The organism is Exiguobacterium sp. s129, assembly GCF_018617585.1.
Taxonomy (GTDB): domain Bacteria; phylum Bacillota; class Bacilli; order Exiguobacteriales; family Exiguobacteriaceae; genus Exiguobacterium; species Exiguobacterium aestuarii_A.
The window spans coordinates 181,246-205,686 of record NZ_JACSKL010000005.1 but is presented as its reverse complement, the minus strand read 5'-3'; the positions used below and the strand labels follow the sequence as shown (position 1 = coordinate 205,686).

Below are 24,441 nucleotides of genomic sequence, written 5' to 3'. Positions count from 1 at the left end.
CCGCCAGCGTTCGTCCTGAGCCAGGATCAAACTCTCCAAAGAATTTGATATAGCTCTTAAATTGACGAAGCTTGCGCTTCATTCAAAAATTGTAAAACTTATTTTTGCCTCATCGTTCAGTTTTCAAAGTTCGTCAGTTTAAATGGTGGGCCTAAGTGGACTCGAACCACCGACCTCACGCTTATCAGGCGTGCGCTCTAACCGGCTGAGCTATAGGCCCATAAAAAAGAATGGTGCACCCTGAGAGATTCGAACTCCCGGCCTTTAGATTCGTAGTCTAACGCTCTATCCAGCTGAGCTAAGGGTGCATATGGTGCGGTCGAGAGGACTTGAACCTCCACGGTGTTAACCACCACTAGGCCCTCAACCTAGCGCGTCTACCGATTCCGCCACGACCGCAGCGTATGAAATTAAAATGGTGAGTCATGCAGGGCTCGAACCTGCGACCCTCTGATTAAAAGTCAGATGCTCTACCAACTGAGCTAATGACTCAAATAAAAGCTGGGCTGGAAGGGATCGAACCTTCGCATGTCGGAATCAAAATCCGATGCCTTACCACTTGGCTACAGCCCAACGTAAATGGCGGTCTTGACGGGATTCGAACCCGCGATCTCCTGCGTGACAGGCAGGCATGTTAACCCCTACACCACAAGACCAGATTACGTTTTTATTTGAAATGGTGGAGGATGACGGGATCGAACCGCCGACCCCCTGCTTGTAAGGCAGGTGCTCTCCCAGCTGAGCTAATCCTCCATATATGGTGACCCGTACGGGATTCGAACCCGTGTTACCGCCGTGAAAGGGCGGTGTCTTAACCGCTTGACCAACGGGCCAGTGTATGTGTCTTCTAAGTAATTTTAAGTGGCGGAGACGGAGGGATTCGAACCCTCGCACCGGTTTCCCAGCCTACTCCCTTAGCAGGGGAGCCCCTTATAGCCTCTTGGGTACGTCTCCAAAATAAAATGGCTCCGCAAGTAGGATTTGAACCTACGACCTACCGGTTAACAGCCGGTTGCTCTACCACTGAGCTATTGCGGAACGTTGCTTGAAATTATCGAAGTAACGATTTATATTGTAACCGCAAACCAGAAACCTGTCAATCACTTTCTTAGAAAAACTTTTATTTCGCATGCCGTCTCTCGGCGACTTCTATAAGATATCACGGTACAAAAAGACCGTCAACACTTTTTCTAAAAAAAAATCAGGTAAAATGAAAAACATTTTACCTGATTCGAGTTTCTTCTTATTAATTGTTTAACTGTTCGGTTCAAGCATCGTCAAACTAATTCGTCCCCGGTTGACATCGACCTGTTCAATCCATACCGTAACGATATCACCGACCGCCACGACATCTAACGGATGCTTCACGTAGCGATTCGATAATTTCGAAATATGGACGAGCCCGTCCTGTTTTACACCAATATCCACGAACGCACCAAAATCAATGACGTTTCGAACGGTCCCTTGGAATTCCATTCCGACTTGAAGGTCTTCAAGACTCATGACGTCCGTACGCAGTAACGGCTTTTGAATGTCCTCTCGTGGGTCACGTCCTGGTTTCGCTAACGACTTCAAGATATCCTCGACGGTTGGAAGTCCCGCATCTAATCGCTCACTCAATACATTCGCATCAACTTGTTGTAACCGTTCACGCAATGCAGCTGTTCCAACCTCAGCTTTCGAGGATCCGATTTCTTTTAAGATTGATAATGCGAGGGAATAACTCTCTGGGTGAATCTCTGTCTGGTCGAGAACGTCCTTCCCATTCATGATTCGCAAGAATCCAGCTGCCTGTTCGAACGCCTTCGCCCCGAGTCTTGGCACCTTCTTAATTTCTTTCCTTGTTTCAAAGCGCCCGTTCTCTTCTCGATATGCCACAATATTTTTTGCAGTCGTTTTGTTCAGTCCCGATACGTAAGTCAATAAAGACTCTGAGGCACGGTTCACATCGATTCCGACCATGTTAACCACGCTCTCCACGACAAATTCTAAAGATGTCTTCAGTTTATTCTGACTCACATCATGCTGATATTGCCCGACACCGACCGACTGTGGGTCAACTTTGACGAGTTCCGCCATCGCATCCTGGATTCGGCGTGCGATCGAGACGGCTGACCGTTCCTCTACTTTTAAGTCCGGAAATTCACTACGTGCGACTTCCGATGCAGAATAGACACTCGCTCCCGCTTCGTTCACAATTGCGTAAGCAATTTCACGCTCTGCTTTCTTTAACCAATCCGCAACGAATTGTTCGGTCTCCCTTGATGCCGTACCGTTTCCGACGACAATAACGGAAATCGGGTATTTTTTCGCGAGTCTCGTTAACACTTTCTCCGCTCCATCGATATCGTACTTCGGAGCCGTCGGATAGAAGACACCAACCTCTTCGACTTTTCCGATTTCATTGACGACCGCCCATTTGCATCCTGTCCGATATGCCGGGTCGATCCCCAAGACGACGACCTCGCGAAGAGGCGGTTGCATGTAGAGTTGCTTTAAGTTTTTCGAGAATACATCGATCGCCTGCTCCTCTGCCTTATCGGTTAACTCGCTACGAATCTCTCGTTCAATGGCTGGGAAGACAGATTTTTTATAAGCCTCCGTCACGGCCGCTTCGACAACTTCACGCTTCTCTTTCGGAAGTCGCTCATATGCACGAAGGACTTGATCCATGAAGCGTGTCTCGTCAAAAATGACTTTCACTTGAAGGACATCGGTACGCTCCCCGCGGTTCAAGGCGAGTACACGGTGTGGGACAATCCCAGCAATTTTTTCTTCATATTCATAGTACTGCGCAAAGATCTCTTTTTCATCTTCCGCTTGTTTTTTCTTCTTCGAACGCAACAATCCTTCTTTGCGTACACGGTCGCGAAGCATCTGGCGTAGTTTCGCTTCCTCGCCCCATTCTTCCCCGATGATGGCATGTACGAGCGGAAGGGATTCTTCTAGCGCTACATCCTTCGAGAGCTCTTCAACGACACCTGTCGAGTAAGGCGACTTGTCTCGGAACCAGTCCGCAAGCGGCTGCAATCCTTTCTCACGTCCCTGTTCCGCTTTCGTCCGCCGTTTCGGACGATAGGGTAAGTAGATATCTTCCACTTGCTGAAGGGTTGTCGCTGCCTCTAACGCCTTCGTTAGTTCAGGTGTGTTCTTTTCCAGCTCTTCTAACTTAGCAAGAACATCCGTTTTTCGCTTTTGAAGACTTTCTTCATATTGAAGGGCGTCCAAGATTGCTTTGATTTCGACTTCATCCAGGTTCCCCGTCATTTCCTTCCGATAACGGGCCATGAACGGAATCGTCGCCCCTTCAGATGCGAGCTGTTGAACCGTCTCTACTTGGTTCACTTTCAAGTTTAACGCCTTAGCCACTTTCGTAATCACTTGAATCACTTCCTTTTATGATCTCTTCCAAAGTGTAGCAAACATTCAAACAAAAAAGCGATGACTCGATTAGTCATCGCTTGAGAATACTTCATTGAGTGGGACTTTGATGGCTTCACGCAGCTTTTCGAGTGCTCGCCGTTGCAAACGGGAGACATGCATCTGCGAGATCCCAAGAAGTTCTCCAGTCTCTTTTTGACTCATATTCTTATAGTAGGCGCATTCTAAGATGGCGCGTTCCCGTTCATTTAGGACGTTGAACGCTTTCTCTAGAATGAGACGTTGGTCGACCGATTCATATCCACGCTCTTGGCTACCGACCAAGTCGAGTAACGTGACCGTACTGCCTTCGTTATCCGCTTCGATCGAACTATCGACCGACAGCGCTTGATAACTCTTGCCCATCTCAAGCGTTTCGAGAATTTCTTCGTCTGATACGCCAAGATGATCGGCAATCTCATCGATTCGTGGTGAGCGTTGTAATTCAGTCGTCAACTCTTCAACCGTCTTCTTAATTTTCGGTCCGAGCTCTTTGATCCGACGCGGAACATGGACACTCCATGTTTTATCGCGGATGAATCGCTTGATTTCACCGATGATGGTCGGGACGGCAAACGATTCGAAGCTACGTCCGAATTCTGGATCAAATCGACGGAGTGCCGCCAATAATCCAATCATCCCAACTTGCACGAGATCATCGTGAATCGCTCGTCCACGCGAAAACTTACGGGCGAGTGCTTCAACGAGGTCCGAATAGCGATTGATGAGTAGCATTTGCACTTCTTCGTTTTGATCGTCTTGTTGGTAGCGTTCAATCCACTCTAGTACCTCGTCATCACTGTGATGGCGTTGTTGAGATTTTGCTGGCACTCTGATCCACCTCGTCCCTGTTAAGGAGTTTTGTCATCGTCACTTTGACACCGTTGTCTTTATTGATCGAGACATCGTCCATTAACGCTTCGATAAGGAAGAGACCAAGTCCTCCTTCGTGGAGCGATTCAATTTCCGTCGTCTCTTCGACCGGAGCCGCTTGACGTTTCACATCATCTGCGAACGTCTTGCCTGAATCTTCAATCGTGATTTCAAGACGATCTGCATATACGCCACAAGCGAGTTTGACCTCTCCATCTTGATGATCTTCATACGCATGCTGAACTGCGTTGCCGCATGCTTCCGAGACCGCGATTTTAATATCCTCGATCTCGTCGTACGTATATCCCATACGGTTAGCGATTCCTGAAACGACTAATCGAACCACACCGACATATTCGGGTTTGGCCGGGAACGTCATGACCGTCTGTTCAACATTGTTCATTGCGTGCCACCTCTTACGTTCGAATTAATAGAAAGAAGTTTGTGAAGACCCGTCAATTCGAATAGACGATTGACTCGCTCCGTAACCCCGACAAGTGACAACTCTTTTTCGTTACGCGTGGCGATTTTCAACGCCCCGACGAACACACCGAGACCTGTCGAGTCCATATACTCCACTTCATCTAAATGAACGACCACATCTTGCTCACTGATGGCCGGATGCAATACTTCTTTCAATTTTGGTGCAGTATATGTATCCACTTCTCCGGATACGTAAAGGTGTAATTGTTCTCCAATGACTTGCTCACGAATCGATAAATCCATCGTCTATTCCCTCCTAAATGTCCGTACAGATAAATTGAGTACGATTTACTTTAATTCCCCACTATCAAAATCTTAAACCACTTTTTTAAAAAATGTTTAAAAAAAGACCGATACCTATGTACCAGTCTTGATCTATGTAAGGCTAGAGAGGGATCAATCCCATACTAATCTCTAGCGCTCGGTCAACTTTATGCATCGTCTCATCATCGAGATGAGTGACTTTATCCGTCAGACGACGCTTATCAATCGTTCGAATCTGCTCAAGTAAAATCACAGAGTCTCTCTCGAGTCCATGCTTCTCTTGATATACTTCCACATGAGTCGGCAGTTTTGCTTTTTGAATCTGAGCTGTAATCGCAGCGACAATGACGGTCGGGCTAAAGCGATTGCCGATGTCGTTCTGTACGATGAGAACGGGTCGAACGCCACCTTGCTCTGAGCCGACTACGGGCGACAGATTCGCATAAAATACGTCACCACGCTTTACGATCACTCTGCTCACACCCCACTTACTTGACGTAAGAGAGCGTGTTCGGCTTCGGCTTCAATCGTTAGCATCTCTTCTGCCATATTCAAGTTAAACGCGGCCATCTCTTGATAGCCTTTCGCCAATTCTTCACGCAGTGTTTGTTGTCGATCAGCAATTTCTTTAGACAAGTATGTCACTACATCGTTCAAGGACAGTGTTTCACGGTCTTTCATCGAAATCGGACCCCCTTGTTGCGAGAACCGATCTGGGACGGACGCTAGCGCACCCGCAGTTCGCTGCTTCAACATCTTACACCTCCAGAATCGTTTCATGGACTGGCGGAAAATCTCCCGCGTTCTTTATCAATATAACACGCGGGAATGGGAAAATATAGAGAAATCGAGAAAGAATTCAGATAATTTCACACGATTTGTGATTCACACATAGTGACGCGGTAATCGACTCGTGAACTGGCAAACGATCTCATAGTTAATCGTCCCTAGATATGACGCAAGTTCATCAATGGCGACGTTTCCACCAACAAGTGTCACATCCATACCGACCGGAAACTCTTTTGGAAGTCGGATCATGAAGCGATCCATGCAAACACGTCCCACAATCGGACAACGAACACCATTTACTTCAACTTCAAATCCGCTCGCCTTCCGTAACCAGCCGTCCGCATATCCGACTGGGACGGTACCAATCCATTCATCGGTCGATGTCGTATAGGTCGCTCCGTAACTGATCGTTTGACCTGCCTCGAGACGCTTCACCTGCATCAGCTGGCTCTTCAACGTAAAGGCCGGGCGGAGGAACGAATAGAATGTTTCCATCTCATGTGACGGATATAAACCATAGAGTGCGATCCCGACACGGACCAGATTATAAGGAACGTCTTGTCCTGCCATTCGGATGGCCCCTGCTGAATTGGACGTATGAATATAGCGAAACCGCTCATGTAACCCATCCATCAAGTGTTCGAAACGTTCTTGTTGTGTGTAGTACAAGTCGCTATCAAGTTCATCCGCTGTCGCGAAATGGGTGTAGATGCCTTCAATGACAAATGAATCGTTCGCTTCTTCAAGCAACGCATCAAGTTGCTCTCGTGTACGAAGACCAAGACGTCCCATCCCTGTGTCGACTTTAATATGAACCGTCAATGGTTTTTCTTCTATATAAGCAGTAGCCTCTTTTAACCATTCAGCAGAAAAAACGGACAACGTGACGTCTCGTTCTGCTGCAATCCCTGCATATTGGGGAAATTGCGCCTCCATGACTAAAATCGGCGCCTCGATCCCTGCATCCCGAAGTTCGATTGCTTCTTCTAATAAAGCGACCCCAAGCATTGTCGCCCCGTTCTGAAGGGCGATATTCGCTACTTCAACAGCCCCATGACCGTAGGCATTCGCTTTGACAACCGCCATGATGTCTTGCGGGATACGTTGTGTTAACTCTTGTATGTTATGGGCGATGGCCGCCCGATCAATCTCGATTCGACTAGGACGAAACATGTTGCCCCTCCTCTTCTAAGATGACTTGTGCGACGGCATATGCACTGCTATGACTGATGCTGACATGAATTCGTCCCGAAAACGGCGCAGTCATGACAGGTCGACCTGTCTCATCCGGTAAAATTTCAATGTGGCGCCACGATAGACCGTGCGCGATTCCGGTGCCGATTGCCTTGGCATAAGCTTCTTTTGCGGCAAACCGACCCGAAACAAACTCGATTTGACGCGGGAGTGGGTATTGTTGAACAAGCTCATACTCTGCATCGGTGAGCAGGCGTTTTAAAAAACGCGGTTGTTTCATCGAGCGAGCCATCCGATCAAGCTCGACGATATCGACTCCGATTCCTACAATCACTGGACACTCGCTCCTTTCCTTTTTTCCCTGTTTCCCTATACAATTGGAGAAAGAGGTGATGTTATGTTTAGTCGTACGGAAAATGTACAAACGTTTGTACGGGCATATCCACTCGTAACGCTGTTCATTGTAATCCAACTCCTTGTGTTTGTCATCGATTCTTTCGCTCCTGGTTTACGAATTGTGTCAACAGGCGGGTCGTTTCATTTGGCACTCGCCGATGGACAATGGTATCGCTTGGTGACGGCCAACTTTATTCATTTGAGTCTCGGACACTTGCTATTTAATTCGTTTGCGCTGATCATCTTCGGACCAGCGATGGAACGCATGGTCGGGCATGTGAAGTTTGCCCTATTTTATGTCTTCGCCGGGGCACTTGCCAACTTGTTCACCTACTTCACCGTCAGTAACTTGTTTTATCTACAAGCTGGTGCGTCAGGTGCCATCTTGGCCATTCTCGGATTCTATGTGTACATCGGTCGCTTCCGCCGCACGTTGATGCTTAACCAAGATGCCCGCTTGGTCTATATCTTCGTCGCCATCAGTGCCGTCTTTACACTAATCGGTTCGAACGTTTCGCTTTGGGGCCACGTGTATGGCTTTTTGGCAGGATTTTTACTTGCCATTCCACTCTCACGGTATGCCGTCCCGTATACACGCCCGATGCGCTACGGGAAGTATAAGCAACGTTCTTACGCGCCCCCGACCATTCATTCCGGGGACGGAAAATGGTTCTTCTACATTATTATTGGACTGGCAATCTTTGGCTTATTGGCGCAATTCTTATAAGTAAGGAAACAAAAAACGACCAAGCGGATTCGCTTGGTCGTTTGATTAGATTTGATTTTTATGACGAGCCTCTTGAAGCGCATCGACTAAGTCTTTCACGTCTTCGACGAGGTTTTGAATCGTATCTTGGTTTTCTTCGTAAAGCGATTTCCATTCCATGACTCGGTCTTTCAAGTTGCCTTTCGATGACGCTTGAAGACCGACTGCATGTGCCTCAGTCGATGTGTTCGATGACTTCAACTTCGACTTGATGCCTTTCAATTGTCTCACTTGTTGATCGCGTGTTTCGCTATGGAGAAGTGATGCCGCTGCGCCGATTACTGCGCCCGCAGCCATCCCCAACCAGAAATAATTCTTGTTCATAAAAATCCTCCCCTAACATGACGTTATCTTTTATTATAGATTATCTGACTCGGTGACGACATAGTGTTTTATAACAGGACCTGCACCGCGCTGTTCGACCGCCCGTTTCAGACGATCTTCAAGCACCGCGTAGTCCGCTGTATCTCGGAAGTGTTTTCCACCAGATGTGAATTGAATGAATACGACCGCATGATTGTCGTCCGGGTCGACACCTAGACGGTACGCCGAAAACCCATCATGTCCGACCCCGAGCGGTGCCTTTTCCGTCAACAATTGATGAAACAGGAGCGAGCGGGCATTTTCATCCGTTGGCACGTTCGCATATAAGATGTTTCCTTTTTTGACGAATTCACCGGATGCCTCTTCAATCTCAAACACTTTTCCACTCTTGAACGGAGATTTCTCTCCTTCTGCGAGCAGGATCGTTTCATGTCCATTTGCCGCGACCACGCCCGGCTCTTTCCGGAGACGCTCGGCCACACTACCTGACGCGAAGGTCATATACAGTTTAGACAAGCTCCTCACACCCTTTCGCGAGCGTGATGTCTTTCTCCGTGATGCCCCCTTCGTCATGGGTCGATACGGTCAATGTCACGTTCCGATACTCGATCAAGATATTCGGATGATGGTCGAGCGATTCAGCCAAATCCGCGACGAGATGGACAAACTGGATGGCTTCCGGGAATGTCTCAAGCCGATATGTCTTCTGAATCTCCCCGTTCACTTCTTCCCAACCGTTTAAACGTGACAGTTCATCTGTCAATTCACTTTGTGATAATACCATCGTCACAATCCCCTTTCCCTATACAGTCTACTGTCTTAATCTACCCAAACCGGAGAAAAATAATCTTCCGCGCATGATGTATAATGATTTAGAATGAGATGGATAGCCATCATTTTGATTACGAGAGAGGAGCATCTCCCATGCGCGCATTGATTGTTATAGATTATACATTTGATTTTATCGCAGACAGTGGTCGTTTGACTTGTGGGAAACCCGGGCAAGAGATTGAAGAGCGGATTGTCGAGTTAATCGAAACGTTCTCGACCGAGGATTATGTCGTCATCGCGAACGATGTCCATGATGCAGGCGACACGTTCCATCCTGAAACGACGTTGTTCCCACCGCACAATATTCGTGGGACGGAAGGTCGTGAATTGTATGGTGCAGTGAAAGAAGCATCCAAAACAGCCGACCATTGGATCGACAAGACACGGTACAGTGCGTTTGCCGGAACAGACCTTGACCTTCGTCTTCGGGAACGTGGGATTACAGAAATTCATCTTGTCGGTGTCTGCACAGACATTTGTGTGCTCCATACAGCCGTAGATGCCTACAACCTCGGTTATCAAATCGTCGTCCACGCCGATGCCGTCCAGAGCTTCAACCCGATCGGTCATGAATGGGCGCTCGAACATTTCGTCACGACTCTCGGTGCGACCGTCGTCGGAAAGTGACGTAAAACAGAAAGGAAAACATATGTTACATCGCAATTTAGCACTTCACACAGACCTTTATCTCCCACGCTGGATGTATATCTACTGGAAGCAAGGTCGTCATAATGAAAAGGTTGTCTTTGACCTGTATTACCGTTCGAACCCGTTCAGCGGTGGTTATGTCGTCTTCGCAGGACTCGAAAACATTGTCCACTATTTGGAGAACGTCTCGTTCACAGAAGAAGACATCGCTTATTTAAAAGCGCAGCTCGGTTTCGAAGACGAGTTCGAAGATGTGTTACGAAACTTTAAGTTCACTGGTTCACTATATAGTGTCCGTGAAGGAGAGGTCATCTTCCCACACGAGCAAGTCGTCCGAATCGAATCGACCATCTTTGAAGCAAAACTATTCCAAACAGCGCTACTCAATATCGCGAACCACGAATCACTCATCGCGACGAAGTATGCCCGAATTCGTCAGGCCGCTCCGAACGAGACACTGCTCGAAGGTGGAGCACGTCGCGCACAAGGCGTCGATGCCGCCTATTACGGGACCCGCGCCGCTTATATCGCCGGTTTCGACGTGACGAGCCTTGTTTCTGCCGGACGTGATTTCGACGTGCCGACAGGAGGGACGATGGAACATGCGGACATTCAGTTCCATGATGATGAGTTGAGTGCATTCCGTTCGTTTGCAGAGATGTATCCAGACAACACAAGTCTCCTGATTGATACGTATGACACACTCAAATCCGGTCTTCCGAACGCGATCACGGTCGCAAAAGAACTCGAGGCGAAAGGACACCGCCTCAAGTCTGTACGACTCGATTCGGGTGACCTCGCTTATCTGTCAAAACGCGCTCGGAAAGCGTTGAACGAAGCCGGTCTCGACTATGTCAAAATCGTCGTATCTGGTGATTTAGATGAATACGTCATTCAAGACTTACGCATGCAAGGTGCAGAAGCCGATACGTTCCTCGTCGGGACGCGTGGAATCACCGCTTATGAACAACCTGCACTTGGCATGGTCTATAAATTGGTCGCTCGTGAGGATGAATCCGGAGAATTAAAACCGGTCATCAAAGTGTCTTCTTCTAAAGTGAAGACGACGACCCCTCATAAAAAAGAGTTGTACCGCATTATCGACAAGGAGACGAAAAAGTTCAAAGGGGACTATATCGCCCTTGCCGACGAACCTGTCGAATCGTATAGCGAAATCGACTTGATTGACGTCCGCGACCCTGCCTTCAAAATCAAGACGCGCAACTTTAACGTCAAACGGTTGTTGCAACCGATTTTCCTCGATGGGAAACGTGTATACGACCTTCCGAGCACGACCGAGATTCGCGCTTATCATCATGAACAGATGAACGGACTCTGGGAAGAGTATAAGCGCCTCCGTTTGCCGGAAGTGTACTCGGTGACGTTCAGTAAACCACTTTGGGACTTAAAACTCGATATGATTCGCAAAACGCGAGTACCGAAATAAAAAAACGGTTGTGGGTACATTCCCACAACCGTTTGCTTATACCATCGTCATCTCGCCTGCTTGGCTTTGATCTTCTTTTCTCCGAAAGTAAAGCGCCATCGACAAAGAGAGCAATATCAAGACAAAATAGACGGTTCGTTGCCAAAACGTCGCTTCGGTGTCCCCTTGGAACAGTGCAATGATATAATCGCTCCCACTGACTAAAAATAGTCCGGCAAGCAAAAGAAAGATTCGATAGCCGGCCCGACTCCGCTCCCGTTTCACTTTGAAGAAAAGGACACCATAGTAGACGATCGCGAGAATCGTCACATACCCGATTACGCCAACAATCCAACTCATCTTGATGCCTCCCTCACTCTCTATTTTTCTGTTTCTTCCCCGTTATCTTAACACATTCTATTCGTCAGACTATGTTAAGATGGTCTAAAGAAAACGCGGAAAGGAACGATGCTATGAAAACGTTTCGCCTCGTCCAAGTCCGTCTCGTTCAAGACGAGTACGGCAATGAACTTAATTTACCAATCGATTTGCTCGACGGGTTGATCATCTCGAAAGAACATGATTCAGAATGGTTGCTCGAGATGCTCGTGCCGACCGAATCGGCCGTCACGCTTCACCATTACTTAAACAAACGAATCCTCATCCTCGCTGAAGCCATCATTACATCTCCGACGAATGCGCCTGCCGCACTCGCCTTGACCTTCACGAGTGAACGAGCCCTGAGCGATCACCATACGTTCGTCGCCGAAGGACTCATGTTAAATCCAAAACAAGATGCGACGAAACAAGTGCTCGACTCTCTCATTCAAGAAGGGGTCGCCACGTCGAATTTGAAACCCGCCTTCTTCGAGAAGAAAGTGGAGATTCAACAATCGTTCAGTCGCTCTGCCTTCAATCAATTGGTCAAAACCGGGTCATTCGAGTAATCGAATGGCCTTGTTTTTTCTTTCCCCAAAACCATTCCCCTTTCAAACAAAAAAGACGGAGAAAGGAGCTCCGTCTCACACATAGATAAAGAACAAGATGACCATCATCGTCATTCCAATCACTTTTAAGAGCGTACTGCCAAGAAAAGCGAGAACCGTTCCCACACCGATACTCCATGCTTCACGTGTCGTCTTTCCGAGTGTTAACTCCGCCAAAAATGCGAAAACAAATGGGAAGATGAGGACCCCGACGAGCGGGAAAATGAACGGTCCGGCAATCAAGCCGATGGTCGCGCCCCATTTCGCTCGTTCTGACCCTCCACGTTTATCCACTGTAGCTCTGGTCACAACGTAGTCCACCACAAACAAGAAGATGAGGAAGACAGACTGCCATACCCAGAATGTCCAAGTTAACGGCTCAAATGAAAAGCCGAATCCGTAAATCATGTACCCGATAAACAAGAACAAGACGCTAGGGATGACCGGGTAAATGAGTCCGGCAAAAGCGACCACAAATGATGCGATGATGAATACCCATAGTAAGGTCGTCATGACATTTTCCTCATTTCATGATGGCCGGATCGGTGATATGATCAGCAACATTAATCGCCTTCACCTCAAACTGGCCATGTTGATGGATGATATAGTTCGAGCAGGCGTTTCGCATCGCATGACGGAACGTATACGTGTCATCAATCGCTGAGAGCGCTGCTTTAATCGCATGTGAATGGCAGACGACAATGATCCGTTTTCCGGGATACATCTCTACCAAATGTTCCATTCCTTCTAGGACGCGAGCACGCATCTCATCCTCTGATTCGAGACCCGGAACGCGACGCTCGTCATCGGCCTGCACTGCTTCATAAATACCTTTCACAGGTTGTCCGGACGCTGCTCCAAACTCGCGTTCAATAAATCGCTCGTCCAATCGAATCGCATCATGCTCAATTCCGCAGGCTGTCGCAATTGCCTGTGCTGTATGAACCGCACGCGTTAATGGACTAGAAACGATGAGATCCCATGTTTCTTGACTCAAAAAAGCTGCACTCTCTTCTGCCTGTTGACGTCCGAGTGCATTCAACGGATTGTCTTCACGTCCTTGAATAATTTCTAAACGATTCCAATCGGTCTGACCGTGTCTCACTAAACATAACTCTGTCACTGCTTCCACTCCTTACTCTTTCAATCATCCCCCATCGTACCATCTTCCCTAAAAATCGCAACTTCAGACAAGGCATTCGTCAATGAAACGATTGATCCGTGCCATCAACTGTTCTTCTTTGATCGGGTTGTCTGATTGTAGGAAACTCGCCAGCGAATGTGTCCCATTCGGAAACGAGATGAGCTGAACGTTCGCGCCGACATCACTCGCATGCTCGACGAAATGAAGGGCTTGACCGAACGGCACAATCGGGTCTTTCTTTCCGTGTAACAGTAAAACAGGTGGGGCATCGGCATATAAATGGGAGACTGGTGAGCATTTCACCATTAGTTCACGCCATTCTTCACGGCTTCCTTCATAAAACTTCAGATGAGCCAGCCATGTTTGAATAAATTTGAACAATAAAAAGTTCGTCGGCGGATACAAGGCGATGACTCCTTTGATTATCGGAAGATCATCCCCGAGTTCACCTACAAATTGTTTGTGACGATCGAGCGCAGTCGCGAGCATTAAAGCAGCTCCAGCAGAGTCGCCCCACACGAGTAACTGACTCGTATCGAGGGTGAGTAATGATTCATGCTGTTTTAAATAGCTAAGCGCATCCGAGACATCGATAATATTATCAGGGAAATACACCCCGTCCTCAAACAAGCGATAATCGATACTGACAACGGCGATCCCTTTCCCCAAAAAGTGATCGAGTAACGGATGGAACAGCGTGACCATGCTGCGGCTCCCTCTCACAAATGCCCCCCCATGTGCATAGACCGCTACCGGGAACGGTCCCTCTCCTGGCGGAAGATATAAATCAAATTGGAGCGGACGATCATTGACAATCTTATACGTATACGTGTGGCGCCGGCGTGTTGTCGGTCGAATCGGCAATTCGGGCTCTTGCCATCTGACAAGTGACCCATACTGACTCCACACGCTAGCCCCGGCTGCCGTCGCTGCGGCCAGTGCCGCACCCCCGACAAACCAGGCAGTCTCCTTTCTCATACAATCCACTCCTCGTTCCTTTTTTTAATCATATTCCCGCTTTTTTCAAAAATCTATCCATCAGAAGTCGGACTTGACGTGCTCCGAAGGTCACACTATAATATTACTCGCAGTCATAAAACGTAACAGTTACGATTTAATATTCAGATAATTTGAAAGGTGGACGATGGAAGATGAAGAAGACTTGGCTAGGCGCTGTCGCGGCCGGCACGCTTTTACTTGGCGCGTGTGGAAATACCGAAGGAGGCAACGCATCCGAATCGACAGATCAGAAACTAACGGTCTACGCTTCGACTTTTGCCTTAAAATCAATGGCAGAGGAAATCGGTGGTGACCGTGTCAACGTGGAAATGGTGATCCCACCTGGAGCAGACCCGCACACATATGAGCCGACTTCTAAACAGATGACTCAAATTGCAGAAGCGGACCTCTTTTTGACAATCGGCCATGACCTCGAACCTTACGTCGAGTCCATGGAGAAGAGCTTGGAAGGACAGAACGTCGCTTTCGTCAAAACGGCAGAGGACGTGACGTTGCTTGATGCAGCCGATACCGTTCATGTTCATGGCGAGGATGAACATTCTGAAGACGAACATGCTCACGAAGAAGAAGGCCATTCTGAAGACGAGCATGCCAATGAAGAAGAAGCGCATAACGAAGATGAGCATGAGCATGACCATGGACAATACGATCCACACGTCTGGCTCGACCCGATGAATGCCGTTTCAATGGCAGAAGCTGTTGAAGCTGCTTTCAGCGAAGAGGCACCAGACTATAAAGACGAATTCTCAGAACGGTTGAGTGCATTTAAAGACGAAGCGAATACCCTCGATGCAGAATTGAAAGCAGCCGTTGAGAATGGTTCGAAGTCGGAGTTGCTCGTCACACACGCAGCATATGGCTATTTGGCTGAACGCTACGGTTTCGATCAGTTGCCAATCGCCGGACTCACACCTTCTGAAGAACCATCACAACAAGCCCTCAAACGAATCATCGAAGAGGCGCGTCTCCACGATTTGAACTATATCGCCTTTGAAGACACGGTCACACCGAAAGTGGCTGAGGTCGTGAAGCAAGAAATCGGCGCAGAGAGCGTGACGATTTACAACTTGGAATCTGTCACAAAAGAACAGATGGATAAGAGCTATTTTGACTTGATGCGTGAAAACGTCAAGGCACTCGAGACAGCTTTGAAATAATCAAAATCCCGAAACGAACGGATTCGTTTCGGGATTTTTTTATACTTCTATCCGGCGGTCCAGCGTTTTCATCGTCACGAAAAGAAGAAGTAGTAGTGAAACAATCACACTCATCATCCATACATCTTCATGCATGAAGGATGACCACTCCCAGTTGTCCGTGCTCAGTCCGAACCACGCTTGACTGACGCCAACTCCAATCAATCCGAATAGAGTAAACCGAAACCATGTCATCTGCGGGACGAACCGTTTGCTAACGAAGCAACTATTCAACACTAAAAGCCCGACGTAAGCAATCAATAGGAAACTCCACGCTGTGTCAAATAGGGCCGGTACTGTTCCGCCCACTACAGCATACCCCCACGTCACCAAGAATACGATGAACAAGATGAGTGTGATGCGATAAAGTAATCTGCTTTTCGTTTGATAGGCGAGAAACGGGTTGATGAGAATACCAAGCCAAATGAGTGTGCCGAACACGTCCATCATTGAATCCCCTTTTATCCATTTTTTTACATTATACCATGGTGGATTCATCTTTACTCATAATAAATGAGGACAAGTTCTTCTTGGGATGCGGCCGTCTCACAGAACTGTTGCAACTTTGTCCAATCTTCCCAAATCGTCTCGAACTCCTCTTTCGGTACGAGTGCCATATCTTTCACATCATCCCGTCCGAATGCATGCAATGTGTCTTTGACGATGTGAAGCAGCTGTGGGGTCAAAATCCCGACCACGACCGCCTGTGCTTCATTCACAATCAACTCCTCGCCAACGAGCGCCATTTCCATATTGTATGTGTCAGCCCCATCGATATACACCTCGATTTGACTGAGCACGCGTTGAAACGATTCAACATTTGGGAGCGTTAACGTGTCGTCCCGATTACGGTATTGCTCATGCATATGAATCAACCAATCTAAAATCATCTCCGGATCTTGATTAAATGACACCCAAACTTCTGGGGAAACACGTACATAATGCGTCGTCTCCATACATGAACGCCCCCTTTTTATGACATTACCCGTCTTGTATACGTAAAAAAACCGCCTACGTGAATTCGTAGACGGTTCCATTCATTAAGAACGACTTGTTCCTGTTTTTTGTTCTTCTGTTTCGCTTTCCCAAGCTTCTACATACTCACGGCCTGGAAGATTTTCTACCGAGTCGACATAGAAGACCGGATCTTGTCCTGCTCGACGCTGTGACAAGTAGTCGTCAAGAACGGCTCGAGCCACTTTCGCCAAGCGGAAGATTGCGTACAAGTTGACGAGGGCCATGAGACCCATGAACACGTCAGCAATCGACCAGACGAGGCCAGCAGAGCGGACCGCACCAAACAAGACCATTCCAACGACACCAATGCGATAGAGCGTGACATAGATTTTTTTATCCGAGATGAACTGAATGTTCGTCTCGCCGTAGTAATAGTTTCCAAGAATCGAACTGAATGCGAACAAGAAGATCGCAATCGTCAAGAACGATGTCGCGACCGAACCGACCTCTGCTGTCAACGCCGCTTGCGTCAATTCGACACCGGCGAACGATTCTGAACCGGCAACACCTGAAATCAAAATGATCATTGCTGTCGACGTACAAACGAGCAATGTATCCACGAATACGCTGAACGATTGAATCAAACCTTGCTTAACAGGGTGTGATACTTCCGCTGTCGCAGCGGCGTTCGGCGCAGAACCCATCCCTGCTTCGTTCGAGAAGAGACCACGACGAATCCCTTGGAGTACCATCGCACCGATTGCACCACCGAAGAGTTGCTCGATTCCAAGAACTCCTTCTGAGAAGATGAGGCTGAATACGTCTGGTAAGAGGGATACGTTTGTCACCATGATCCAAATCGCGAGCAAAATGTAGCCACCCGCCATGACTGGAACAATGATGCTCGACAAGAGCGCGATTGATTGAATACCACCGAATACGACAATTGCCGTAATGATCGCGAGGACAACCCCGACGACTGTCGTGCTGATGCCGAATTGGTTACTCACAGAAAGTGAAATCGTGTTCGACTGAACAGAGTTAAACGCAAACCCGAACGAGAACGTGATTAAAATCGCGAACAAGACACCGAGCCAACGTTGACCGAGCGCACGCTCCATGTAGTAAGCCGGACCTCCGCGCCATGTGCGTCCGTCACGAATTTTATACACTTGTGCCAATGTACTTTCGACAAATGCAGATGCTGCTCCAATCAAAGCGATGAGCCACATCCAAAAGACTGCCCCTGGGCCACCTAGCGCAATCGCTGTCGCCACACCGGCAATGTTTCCTGTTCCGACACGTGCTGCCGTCCCGATTGCAAACGCTTGGAACGAAGACACTTGGCCTTTCTCACGTTCTGTACCTTCTTTAAACAAAAGGCGGAACATCTCAGGAATCATGCGGAACTGAACGAAGCCCATACGGACCGTGAAATAAAGACCTAATGCGACAAGTACGACGATGAGCACTTGTGACCATAACAAATCGTTCGCCTGCGAAACGAGGTTCTCTACAAATTTCTCCATACTAATCCTCCATCATTCTAAAAATCTCAACAGAAAAAGTCATGTTAACTTTTTTAACATGACTAGAATTATAGGTAAATTATACGAAAATTGCAATATTAATTCGTTTTCTCGTATATATGAACTTCCTTCAAATCGTATCTCACCAACAAAAAACGAATCAGATTGCCCATCGCAACCCGATTCGTTATACAGTTCATTTAGATAAAGAGGTTTAAGTTTCCGCCCTCTGCTGCACCGAGATACGCCGCAACACCACCGAGGTCGACCCCATCAATCAACTCTTCTTCTTTGATCCCCATGACGTCCATCGACATTGTGCAGGCTACCATCTTCACGCCTGCCTCTTGAGCTGACTTGATCATCTCTTCGACAGAAGGGACGTTCTTGTCGCTCATGACTTTCTTCATCATTTTTTGGCCGACACCACCGAAGTTCATGTTCGAGAGTGGAAGTTCACCGGCATGTCCTGGCATCATCATGCCGAACATTTTCTCAAGACCTTGTTTCTTCACTTCCGGCGCGTCCGGTTTGCGGATGACATTGAGTCCCCAGAATGTGAAGAACATTGTTACTTCTTTCCCCATCGCTGCAGCACCTTGCGCAATGATGAGAGATGCGAGCGCACGGTCGAGGTCACCGCTGAAGACGACCATAGACGCGCCATCTCCTGTTGGAGCGCCCGCTTGCGGCGCAACCGGACCTTGTCCTTTTTGAAGGATGGCTTCGACGCGTCCGTTGACGAATTGTTTCGAGACAAGTTTGTTACCTGTCTTCTTCGCCCATGCTTCGATATCTGCGAAGAACCCTGGGTCACTTGCGAGGACACGAAGTGTTTCGCCTTCTCCAAGTTCTGCAACTTTTTTATTTACTTCTAAAATTGGTCCCGGGCATTGTAGACCACATGTGTCTAAGATGACCGCTTCACCGATTGGTGCGTTCGTCATTTGTGTTGGCTCCTCTTCTACAACGGTAGCCGCTGTTTCATTTGATGTGTTCGCTTCTTCAAGCGCCTCGAAATCACGATTGATTTGTGACCATGTTTTATAGCCACCGCTCAAGTTTTTCACCTTGAAGCCGTTTTGACGCAAGATGCGTGATGCGAGATATCCACGAAGACCGACTTGGCACGTCACATAAATCGTTTCGCTTCGGTCATAGTTGTCTAAGTTTTCACGTAATGAGTTAAGTGGAACGTTGATCGATCCTGGAATCTTCCCAAGTTCATGTTCTGATTCGTCACGGACGTCAAGTAACGTCGCTCCGTTCTTCACGAGCTCATCGATTTCATCCCAATGCACGACTTCGTTATCACCGAGTACGACGTTAGAAGCGACATACCCAATCATGTTGACCGGATCTTTCGCCGAGCTGAACGGTGGTGCGTAACTAAGTTCGAGGTCAGGCAGGTCGAGGACCGTCAAACCGCCTTTCATCGCTGTCGCAATGACGTCGATTCGCTTGTCGACTCCGTTGATCCCGACACCTTGTGCACCGTAAATCTCACCCGTTGTTGGGTGGAATAAGAGTTTGAGTGACACCGGTGTCGATCCTGGATAGTATCCGGCGTGCGAACCCGGGTGTACGTGAACAGCTTCATACGTCTTACCGGCTGCTTTCAAACGTTTCTCGTTCCAACCAGTCGATGCGACCGTCATATCAAACACTTTCGCAATTCCTGTTCCCATTGTTCCGTTATATTTCACGTCACGACCGTTAATGATGTCGGCAACGAGACGACCTTGACGGTTCGCTGGCCATGCGAGTGGGACGACAGTTGGCTCTTGGAAGACATAGTCGAGCACTTCGACCGCATCTCCAATCGCGTAAATCGATGGATCAGATGTGAGCATTTTTTCGTTCACACGAATCGCACCGCGCGTACCTGTTTCAAGTCCCGCTTCACGGGCAATCGTTGACTCCGGTGTGACCCCAATCGACATGATCACCATGTCTGTATCGATGACGCGACCGCTCGACAAATGAACTTTCTTCCCTTTTTCAGAGAATGAAGAAACGCCATCAGACAATTGAAGCTCGACACCATGAAGACGTAAATGTTCATGAATCGGCGCGACCATCTCACGGTCGAGTGGCGTCATGACTTGGTCCGCCATCTCGACGAGCGTCACATCAACCCCACGCTCACGTAAGTTCTCTGCCATCTCAATCCCGATGAAGCCCCCACCAATTACAGTCGCGTGTTTTGGTGCTTTGTCATCGACATAGCCACGGATTTTATCTGTGTCTGGAATGTTGCGAAGCGTGAAGATGTCTTCCGCCTCGTCGATTCCAGGGATGTTCGGACGAATCGGCTTCGCTCCCGGTGAAAGGATGAGGACATCGTATGACTCATCGTACGTTTCGCCTGTTTGAACATGCTTCACCGTCACTGTTTTCTCGTCACGGTTAATTTGAACCACTTCCGTCAAGTTACGGATATCGAGTTGGAAACGTTTGTTCATCCCTTCAACCGTCTGGACGAGCAATTTTTGACGATCTTGAATGACGTCCCCGATGTAATATGGAAGACCACAGTTAGCGAATGAGATGTACTCCCCACGGTCAAACATGACGATTTGATTTTCTTCATTTAATCGACGAAGACGCGCTGCTGCAGATGCACCACCCGCTACTCCACCGACGATTACGATTTTTTTACTCATTGTCCATTTCCTCCTCTGACGACTTCTCCTGGCCAACTCATCAAGCCATCTTCTATATTGACCACTTTATAGCCTTTTGCCTCCATTTGCCAAGTCGCTTGCGTGCTGCGTGCACCAGAGCGGCAAAGAACGACATATTCTTCAGCAGGGTCGAGAGTATCGATCCATGTTGTCATTTCTGATAACGGATAGTTTTTGGCACCTTCGATATGCGCTTCTTGAAACTCGTCGCGTTCACGAACGTCGACGATGTTTACTGGCACTTCAAAGTCCATTTGACGTTTTAAAGCAGATGCTTTCATCATTAATCTACCTTTCTATTTTCGATTCCATCTATACCATTCGGCTTGGTAGCTGGCGCTCAATAAAGTTTGTGATTTATTGAACATTTAGCTTCCACGTCATTAATATACCCCCTTAGGTATTCAAATGCAAGAAATAAGTTTGACGAAATGTAGAATTTTTCATCACCCCTTCATAAAGTAGTTGATGCTCGACACATACTCCCCCATGTATTAAGATGAGCCTACACAAGAAATAGTTGGGTAACTGAACAATTTTTACTATAGAGGTGAAGGACATGGAACAGTATCAATACGACCCGAAAGTATTGAATCGTATGAAACGGGTAGAAGGGCAAATTCGCGCCATCATCCGCATGATGGAGGAAGGAAAAGAGTGTCGTGACGTCGTGACACAACTGAGCGCAGCACGTTCCGCACTCGACCGCGCCTCGACGATTATCGTGGCCAAGAACTTAGAACAGTGCATCATCACGGCGCAAGCGGATGGCGAAGATACGTCAGAAACGGTCGAAGAAGCCATTAAAATGTTGATGAAACGCTAGTTCCCCTTGCTTTCCCCGTCCAAATGGGGGAAAGTTAGAGTAACGACTTACTAAGGGGGATTTCCTTGTGAACTTCGAAGAAAAAGTAGAATCATTTAGAGCGCTCGCCGCTGAACGCAACATGACGTTCAAAGAGAGCGACACTGAAACGCACGTCACGTTTTTGACGCGTGAAACAACAAAATCCGGGGCTCAGCCCGTTATGATTATCGCTTTTAACAAAAAGACGACAGACGCTGAGTTATACGCTGCGACCGTCACGCACGTCCCAGACTATGTAGAAGACTTACCGATTCTAAATGCCTTGAACGAGTTCAACCAGGAGTTCAAGTACTTCCGTTGCGTACTCGACAGCGATCGTGATGTCACACTCGCATCAACACTCGACCTCGATCTCGGTTTCTCACCAGAGATCATCTTGCAACATTCATTCATGATGTTCCAAGCGGCCGACGAAGTGAACGAGTACATGCAAAAACTGTACACACAAGTACAATAATGAAAAGCCGTCCGGAACATTTCCGGACGGCTTTTTTGAAACATCTTCTTACTATAGCTCGTATGGTTGACCAAGGAGGAGATTCGATATGACACGTTATGAACGATATGTAGAGGCGTTAGATGCGATTAAAGAAGCGACCAAGTGGGAGTTGACGGATGACTTCCGGCGCTTGATGGCCATTCATTATGCGATTCATGACACCCCATTCGAGGCATCTCGATTTTCGAACGCACGCGATACATTGAAACAAAAAACGAAGATGTTTTCAAAGTTTAGGGGCAGTCAAAACCTCGTCTGGCTCTCCTTTCTCGATGCCAAATATGAATACATCGGGACCGCAATCGACGAGGCCCTTCGACTCGATACGTTACTCGACCGAAAGCATTTCCGTTTCAGTTCATTACGACCTTTTTTAGCGAATCAACTGATCAATGTAGAGGAACCTGAACGACGACTCGATGAAGCGACTGACTTATATCAAACGTTCAAACAACATCATCCCTGGTTGACGAGCGAGGAAGACTTATTATCGGCACTCGTGCTCGTGCAAGCGTTTGATGATGTCATCGATTTGAACGAACGGATCGAGCAGCATTATACGTTATTGAAAGATCGGCTACCGAAATCGAACGAACTGCAACTCGTCTCACATCTTTTGACATTCAGCGAGTCTGCAACAGAAGAGGCGGTCTCTCGACTGCTGGCATGGAAATCGCAGTTAGACGACGTACAACTATCCATTCGACGTGAGCAGTTACCGGCGCTCGCTTTACTGAGCATTGTCGCGGAACCGGATGCGGATGCCGTACACGCCATTCAGGAAATCGTGGATGCCGAAAAGGACAAGCAGCGCTGGTTCAACACACATAGCGTGCTTGTCGCCCTTCAACTTGTAGCTGCCGACCACATCACGGGAGAAGCCAATGATTTATTGCTACACGGGACCTTCGCCCATTTGCTGGCGATGCAACAAGCGATGACTGCTGCGACAACCGCCGCCGTCATTGCCAGTACTTCGTCCTCAAATTAAACGAGATAAAATGTTCCGGGAGGTGAGTTCTGACCATGTCTTTACTACCACAAGATCGAAAGAGTCGGTTTATTTTCAAGTTTGTCATCGGGATGAGTTTCATTCTGCTCTTCATCGGTCGAAGCGAAGTCCCTCTATCGATTCACGCAACGACTTCTTTTGTCCCATTCGAGATTCACACTCCTACGCACCTCCCTTTTGCCGCTGAGACCGAATATGCACATCTGGTCAGCCTAGGGCGGGTTGAACTCGTCTATGAAAATGAAGAGGAGTCTATGAGCATATGGGCGACTACGGAACTCGGATGGCACCATGTCGCAGAGTGGGAACCATACTCTCAAACCATTCAAGGTTCTCCTGTCTACCTCAATGAGTCCGATGAACTCACCATTCTCAGCTGGCAACGAGATGGCGTCGAATACGCAATCGACTACCGCGGACATCAACTTTCGAAGCAGGATTTGTTTGCCATCGCCGCTTCAATGAACTAAAAAAACGATCTCACGCGAGATCGTTTTTTGGTGTCCAATTTGGTACGACAGGTGTCGTTTTCGGCTCATCGACGACGAGCATCTTGGTGACGACCCGTCCGGCGATTGACACCGCGACGAGCGTATACAATGCGTTCGATAATGGTAAATAAATGAGTGAAATCCCAAGGACGATCACATCAAAGATAATTAAAATCGTACCGACCGACACGCCTGTCCATTTCGATAATCCGAGGGCGAATAAGTCGTCGCCACCGGTCGCTCCGCCTGACTTCAAGACGAGACCGAGACCATATCCGGTCACAATCCCACTTGCGATCGCAGCGAATAACGTCGCTGGCCATACTTGAATATCAAACGTGAGCAAGTCGAGACGGTCCCACATCGCATAACTGAGCGATAAGGACGAAGCGGCTAACACCGCCTGCCCGACAAAACGCCATCCTTTCCACCATAATGCGATGATAAAAAATGGGATGTCGAGCACGATCATCGAGATCGCCGGGTCGATATCAAATAGATAGCGACCGAGTAGCGATAACCCGACGAATCCACCTTCCGCCAAACCAAACTGTTCATTCAAATAATAATAACCGAACGCCATGATCAGCGTTCCGAGCACTATGGTAGCAACTCGTTTCATTCCGATTGTCCTCCCC

The 24,441-nt window shown here is 47.9% G+C and carries 30 protein-coding genes and 10 tRNA genes; 9 read left to right on the top strand and 31 right to left on the bottom strand.

Annotated elements, in window-relative coordinates; genetic code table 11:
* Positions 1–143 precede the first annotated feature (143 nt).
* From KNO92_RS08205 to acpS, 18 genes are all read right to left on the bottom strand, one after another.
* A tRNA-Ile gene (locus KNO92_RS08205) sits at positions 144–220 on the bottom strand.
* 11 nt (positions 221–231) lie between these two features.
* A tRNA-Arg gene (locus KNO92_RS08200) sits at positions 232–308 on the bottom strand.
* A 3-nt stretch (positions 309–311) separates the two neighbouring features.
* Positions 312–399 (bottom strand) — tRNA-Leu (locus tag KNO92_RS08195).
* 17 nt (positions 400–416) lie between these two features.
* Positions 417–492: transfer RNA gene (locus KNO92_RS08190), tRNA-Lys, on the bottom strand.
* A gap of 9 nt (positions 493–501) precedes the next feature.
* Positions 502–573 (bottom strand) — tRNA-Gln (locus KNO92_RS08185).
* Positions 574–580: 7 nt separating this feature from the next.
* Positions 581–656, bottom strand: a tRNA-Asp gene (locus KNO92_RS08180).
* Between the two features lie 21 nt (positions 657–677).
* Positions 678–753: transfer RNA gene (locus tag KNO92_RS08175), tRNA-Val, on the bottom strand.
* A 5-nt stretch (positions 754–758) separates the two neighbouring features.
* A tRNA-Glu gene (locus tag KNO92_RS08170) sits at positions 759–833 on the bottom strand.
* A gap of 29 nt (positions 834–862) precedes the next feature.
* Positions 863–954, bottom strand: a tRNA-Ser gene (locus tag KNO92_RS08165).
* A gap of 9 nt (positions 955–963) precedes the next feature.
* Positions 964–1,038: transfer RNA gene (locus KNO92_RS08160), tRNA-Asn, on the bottom strand.
* Between the two features lie 216 nt (positions 1,039–1,254).
* Entirely contained in the window at positions 1,255–3,381 is a 2,127-nt protein-coding gene (locus tag KNO92_RS08155; protein WP_214760814.1) for a Tex family protein, read from the bottom strand.
* 69 nt (positions 3,382–3,450) lie between these two features.
* Positions 3,451–4,251, bottom strand: a complete 801-nt coding sequence (gene sigB / locus KNO92_RS08150) for an RNA polymerase sigma factor SigB (RefSeq protein ID WP_015880560.1) — start codon at positions 4,249–4,251, stop codon at positions 3,451–3,453.
* The gene (rsbW, locus tag KNO92_RS08145) at positions 4,217–4,696 is read right to left on the bottom strand and encodes an anti-sigma B factor RsbW (protein WP_214696024.1); all 480 of its coding nucleotides are present in this window, start codon (positions 4,694–4,696) and stop codon (positions 4,217–4,219) included. Before rsbW ends, sigB begins: the two co-directional genes overlap by 35 nt.
* Positions 4,693–5,019, bottom strand: coding sequence for an STAS domain-containing protein (locus tag KNO92_RS08140; RefSeq protein ID WP_214696023.1), 327 nt, complete (start codon positions 5,017–5,019; stop codon positions 4,693–4,695). Before KNO92_RS08140 ends, rsbW begins: the two co-directional genes overlap by 4 nt.
* A gap of 142 nt (positions 5,020–5,161) precedes the next feature.
* Entirely contained in the window at positions 5,162–5,512 is a 351-nt protein-coding gene (locus tag KNO92_RS08135; protein WP_026824472.1) for a type II toxin-antitoxin system PemK/MazF family toxin, read from the bottom strand.
* Between the two features lie 5 nt (positions 5,513–5,517).
* Entirely contained in the window at positions 5,518–5,796 is a 279-nt protein-coding gene (locus tag KNO92_RS08130) for a hypothetical protein (protein WP_026824473.1), read from the bottom strand.
* Between the two features lie 129 nt (positions 5,797–5,925).
* Entirely contained in the window at positions 5,926–7,002 is a 1,077-nt protein-coding gene (gene alr / locus KNO92_RS08125; protein WP_214760812.1) for an alanine racemase, read from the bottom strand.
* A complete protein-coding gene (acpS, locus tag KNO92_RS08120) occupies positions 6,989–7,357 on the bottom strand; it encodes a holo-ACP synthase (RefSeq protein ID WP_214696019.1) in 369 nt (122 codons plus the stop codon). Before acpS ends, alr begins: the two co-directional genes overlap by 14 nt.
* 63 nt (positions 7,358–7,420) lie before the next feature.
* Here acpS and KNO92_RS08115 point away from each other — a divergent pair, with 63 nt between their 5' ends.
* The gene (locus KNO92_RS08115; protein ID WP_214760810.1) at positions 7,421–8,146 is read left to right on the top strand and encodes a rhomboid family intramembrane serine protease; all 726 of its coding nucleotides are present in this window, start codon (positions 7,421–7,423) and stop codon (positions 8,144–8,146) included.
* A gap of 45 nt (positions 8,147–8,191) precedes the next feature.
* Here KNO92_RS08115 and KNO92_RS08110 read toward each other — a convergent pair whose 3' ends face one another.
* Genes KNO92_RS08110 through KNO92_RS08100 form a run of 3 tightly spaced genes read right to left on the bottom strand, consistent with a single transcriptional unit; the run spans position 8,192 to position 9,293 of the window.
* Positions 8,192–8,509 carry a hypothetical protein gene (locus tag KNO92_RS08110; protein WP_015880545.1) on the bottom strand — a complete coding sequence of 106 codons (318 nt, stop codon included), beginning with the start codon at positions 8,507–8,509 and terminating at the stop codon, positions 8,192–8,194.
* Positions 8,510–8,542: 33 nt separating this feature from the next.
* Positions 8,543–9,025: a hypothetical protein gene (locus KNO92_RS08105; protein WP_251125687.1), complete on the bottom strand. Its 483-nt coding sequence runs from the start codon at positions 9,023–9,025 to the stop codon at positions 8,543–8,545.
* A complete protein-coding gene (locus KNO92_RS08100; RefSeq protein WP_015880543.1) occupies positions 9,018–9,293 on the bottom strand; it encodes a 4a-hydroxytetrahydrobiopterin dehydratase in 276 nt (91 codons plus the stop codon). The genes KNO92_RS08105 and KNO92_RS08100 overlap by 8 nt, the downstream gene beginning before the upstream one ends.
* 140 nt (positions 9,294–9,433) lie before the next feature.
* On the opposite strand from KNO92_RS08100, the gene KNO92_RS08095 reads away from it, so the two are divergent.
* Both KNO92_RS08095 and KNO92_RS08090 read left to right on the top strand, forming a co-directional pair.
* Positions 9,434–9,967 carry a cysteine hydrolase family protein gene (locus tag KNO92_RS08095; RefSeq protein ID WP_214760808.1) on the top strand — a complete coding sequence of 178 codons (534 nt, stop codon included), beginning with the start codon at positions 9,434–9,436 and terminating at the stop codon, positions 9,965–9,967.
* 22 nt (positions 9,968–9,989) lie between these two features.
* Entirely contained in the window at positions 9,990–11,435 is a 1,446-nt protein-coding gene (locus KNO92_RS08090) for a nicotinate phosphoribosyltransferase (protein ID WP_214760806.1), read from the top strand.
* Positions 11,436–11,471: 36 nt separating this feature from the next.
* Here KNO92_RS08090 and KNO92_RS08085 read toward each other — a convergent pair whose 3' ends face one another.
* Entirely contained in the window at positions 11,472–11,774 is a 303-nt protein-coding gene (locus KNO92_RS08085) for a 7TM diverse intracellular signaling domain-containing protein (RefSeq protein WP_214696008.1), read from the bottom strand.
* Between the two features lie 113 nt (positions 11,775–11,887).
* Between KNO92_RS08085 and KNO92_RS08080 the strand changes: the two genes are divergently transcribed.
* Positions 11,888–12,361, top strand: a complete 474-nt coding sequence (locus KNO92_RS08080) for a YwpF-like family protein (RefSeq protein ID WP_214696006.1) — start codon at positions 11,888–11,890, stop codon at positions 12,359–12,361.
* Positions 12,362–12,436: 75 nt separating this feature from the next.
* Here the strand turns inward: KNO92_RS08080 and KNO92_RS08075 are convergent, their stop codons facing one another.
* From KNO92_RS08075 to KNO92_RS08065, 3 genes are all read right to left on the bottom strand, one after another.
* The gene (locus KNO92_RS08075; RefSeq protein WP_214696004.1) at positions 12,437–12,913 is read right to left on the bottom strand and encodes a DUF456 domain-containing protein; all 477 of its coding nucleotides are present in this window, start codon (positions 12,911–12,913) and stop codon (positions 12,437–12,439) included.
* Between the two features lie 10 nt (positions 12,914–12,923).
* Entirely contained in the window at positions 12,924–13,523 is a 600-nt protein-coding gene (locus KNO92_RS08070) for a histidine phosphatase family protein (RefSeq protein ID WP_214696002.1), read from the bottom strand.
* Positions 13,524–13,586: 63 nt separating this feature from the next.
* On the bottom strand, positions 13,587–14,522 hold the full coding sequence (locus tag KNO92_RS08065; protein ID WP_214696000.1) for an alpha/beta hydrolase: 936 nt from the start codon (positions 14,520–14,522) through the stop codon (positions 13,587–13,589).
* Positions 14,523–14,695: 173 nt separating this feature from the next.
* Between KNO92_RS08065 and KNO92_RS08060 the strand changes: the two genes are divergently transcribed.
* Positions 14,696–15,721 carry a metal ABC transporter solute-binding protein, Zn/Mn family gene (locus KNO92_RS08060; protein WP_214760803.1) on the top strand — a complete coding sequence of 342 codons (1,026 nt, stop codon included), beginning with the start codon at positions 14,696–14,698 and terminating at the stop codon, positions 15,719–15,721.
* A gap of 39 nt (positions 15,722–15,760) precedes the next feature.
* Here the strand turns inward: KNO92_RS08060 and KNO92_RS08055 are convergent, their stop codons facing one another.
* The 5 genes from KNO92_RS08055 to KNO92_RS08035 all read right to left on the bottom strand — a co-directional run bounded on the left by KNO92_RS08055 (position 15,761) and on the right by KNO92_RS08035 (position 21,214).
* Positions 15,761–16,207 (bottom strand): hypothetical protein, encoded by a 447-nt coding sequence (locus tag KNO92_RS08055; protein WP_214760801.1) that lies wholly within the window; start codon positions 16,205–16,207, stop codon positions 15,761–15,763.
* 53 nt (positions 16,208–16,260) lie between these two features.
* Positions 16,261–16,716: a hypothetical protein gene (locus KNO92_RS08050; protein WP_214760799.1), complete on the bottom strand. Its 456-nt coding sequence runs from the start codon at positions 16,714–16,716 to the stop codon at positions 16,261–16,263.
* An 84-nt stretch (positions 16,717–16,800) separates the two neighbouring features.
* Entirely contained in the window at positions 16,801–18,246 is a 1,446-nt protein-coding gene (locus tag KNO92_RS08045) for an alanine/glycine:cation symporter family protein (protein WP_214695986.1), read from the bottom strand.
* Between the two features lie 200 nt (positions 18,247–18,446).
* Positions 18,447–20,912, bottom strand: coding sequence for a CoA-disulfide reductase (locus tag KNO92_RS08040; protein ID WP_214695984.1), 2,466 nt, complete (start codon positions 20,910–20,912; stop codon positions 18,447–18,449).
* Entirely contained in the window at positions 20,909–21,214 is a 306-nt protein-coding gene (locus KNO92_RS08035; RefSeq protein WP_214695982.1) for a rhodanese-like domain-containing protein, read from the bottom strand. Before KNO92_RS08035 ends, KNO92_RS08040 begins: the two co-directional genes overlap by 4 nt.
* A 278-nt stretch (positions 21,215–21,492) precedes the next feature.
* Here KNO92_RS08035 and KNO92_RS08030 point away from each other — a divergent pair, with 278 nt between their 5' ends.
* From KNO92_RS08030 to KNO92_RS08015, 4 genes are all read left to right on the top strand, one after another.
* Entirely contained in the window at positions 21,493–21,759 is a 267-nt protein-coding gene (locus KNO92_RS08030) for a metal-sensitive transcriptional regulator (RefSeq protein ID WP_214695974.1), read from the top strand.
* Positions 21,760–21,826: 67 nt separating this feature from the next.
* On the top strand, positions 21,827–22,258 hold the full coding sequence (locus tag KNO92_RS08025) for a type III secretion system chaperone family protein (RefSeq protein WP_015880528.1): 432 nt from the start codon (positions 21,827–21,829) through the stop codon (positions 22,256–22,258).
* An 88-nt stretch (positions 22,259–22,346) separates the two neighbouring features.
* The gene (locus tag KNO92_RS08020; protein ID WP_214760798.1) at positions 22,347–23,291 is read left to right on the top strand and encodes a DUF4003 family protein; all 945 of its coding nucleotides are present in this window, start codon (positions 22,347–22,349) and stop codon (positions 23,289–23,291) included.
* A gap of 35 nt (positions 23,292–23,326) precedes the next feature.
* Positions 23,327–23,782 (top strand): hypothetical protein, encoded by a 456-nt coding sequence (locus KNO92_RS08015; protein ID WP_214760796.1) that lies wholly within the window; start codon positions 23,327–23,329, stop codon positions 23,780–23,782.
* A gap of 10 nt (positions 23,783–23,792) precedes the next feature.
* On the opposite strand, the gene KNO92_RS08010 is transcribed toward KNO92_RS08015, so the two are convergent.
* Positions 23,793–24,425: a YitT family protein gene (locus KNO92_RS08010; RefSeq protein ID WP_214695970.1), complete on the bottom strand. Its 633-nt coding sequence runs from the start codon at positions 24,423–24,425 to the stop codon at positions 23,793–23,795.
* Positions 24,426–24,441: the final 16 nt, after the last annotated feature.

What these genes read in the sequence shown, in the direction of transcription:
- rsbW (WP_214696024.1), bottom strand. Translation starts at nt 4,696, where the DNA reads ATGAACAATGTTGAACAGACGGTCATGACGTTCCCGGCCAAACCCGAA.
- KNO92_RS08140 (WP_214696023.1), bottom strand. Translation starts at nt 5,019, where the DNA reads ATGGATTTATCGATTCGTGAGCAAGTCATTGGAGAACAATTACACCTT.
- KNO92_RS08130 (WP_026824473.1), bottom strand. Translation starts at nt 5,796, where the DNA reads ATGTTGAAGCAGCGAACTGCGGGTGCGCTAGCGTCCGTCCCAGATCGG.
- alr (WP_214760812.1), bottom strand. Translation starts at nt 7,002, where the DNA reads ATGTTTCGTCCTAGTCGAATCGAGATTGATCGGGCGGCCATCGCCCAT.
- KNO92_RS08115 (WP_214760810.1), top strand. Translation starts at nt 7,421, where the DNA reads ATGTTTAGTCGTACGGAAAATGTACAAACGTTTGTACGGGCATATCCA.
- KNO92_RS08110 (WP_015880545.1), bottom strand. Translation starts at nt 8,509, where the DNA reads ATGAACAAGAATTATTTCTGGTTGGGGATGGCTGCGGGCGCAGTAATC.
- KNO92_RS08100 (WP_015880543.1), bottom strand. Translation starts at nt 9,293, where the DNA reads ATGGTATTATCACAAAGTGAATTGACAGATGAACTGTCACGTTTAAAC.
- KNO92_RS08095 (WP_214760808.1), top strand. Translation starts at nt 9,434, where the DNA reads ATGCGCGCATTGATTGTTATAGATTATACATTTGATTTTATCGCAGAC.
- KNO92_RS08090 (WP_214760806.1), top strand. Translation starts at nt 9,990, where the DNA reads ATGTTACATCGCAATTTAGCACTTCACACAGACCTTTATCTCCCACGC.
- KNO92_RS08085 (WP_214696008.1), bottom strand. Translation starts at nt 11,774, where the DNA reads ATGAGTTGGATTGTTGGCGTAATCGGGTATGTGACGATTCTCGCGATC.
- KNO92_RS08080 (WP_214696006.1), top strand. Translation starts at nt 11,888, where the DNA reads ATGAAAACGTTTCGCCTCGTCCAAGTCCGTCTCGTTCAAGACGAGTAC.
- KNO92_RS08075 (WP_214696004.1), bottom strand. Translation starts at nt 12,913, where the DNA reads ATGACGACCTTACTATGGGTATTCATCATCGCATCATTTGTGGTCGCT.
- KNO92_RS08065 (WP_214696000.1), bottom strand. Translation starts at nt 14,522, where the DNA reads ATGAGAAAGGAGACTGCCTGGTTTGTCGGGGGTGCGGCACTGGCCGCA.
- KNO92_RS08060 (WP_214760803.1), top strand. Translation starts at nt 14,696, where the DNA reads ATGAAGAAGACTTGGCTAGGCGCTGTCGCGGCCGGCACGCTTTTACTT.
- KNO92_RS08055 (WP_214760801.1), bottom strand. Translation starts at nt 16,207, where the DNA reads ATGGACGTGTTCGGCACACTCATTTGGCTTGGTATTCTCATCAACCCG.
- KNO92_RS08050 (WP_214760799.1), bottom strand. Translation starts at nt 16,716, where the DNA reads ATGGAGACGACGCATTATGTACGTGTTTCCCCAGAAGTTTGGGTGTCA.
- KNO92_RS08045 (WP_214695986.1), bottom strand. Translation starts at nt 18,246, where the DNA reads ATGGAGAAATTTGTAGAGAACCTCGTTTCGCAGGCGAACGATTTGTTA.
- KNO92_RS08040 (WP_214695984.1), bottom strand. Translation starts at nt 20,912, where the DNA reads ATGAGTAAAAAAATCGTAATCGTCGGTGGAGTAGCGGGTGGTGCATCT.
- KNO92_RS08035 (WP_214695982.1), bottom strand. Translation starts at nt 21,214, where the DNA reads ATGAAAGCATCTGCTTTAAAACGTCAAATGGACTTTGAAGTGCCAGTA.
- KNO92_RS08030 (WP_214695974.1), top strand. Translation starts at nt 21,493, where the DNA reads ATGGAACAGTATCAATACGACCCGAAAGTATTGAATCGTATGAAACGG.
- KNO92_RS08020 (WP_214760798.1), top strand. Translation starts at nt 22,347, where the DNA reads ATGACACGTTATGAACGATATGTAGAGGCGTTAGATGCGATTAAAGAA.
- KNO92_RS08015 (WP_214760796.1), top strand. Translation starts at nt 23,327, where the DNA reads ATGTCTTTACTACCACAAGATCGAAAGAGTCGGTTTATTTTCAAGTTT.
- KNO92_RS08010 (WP_214695970.1), bottom strand. Translation starts at nt 24,425, where the DNA reads ATGAAACGAGTTGCTACCATAGTGCTCGGAACGCTGATCATGGCGTTC.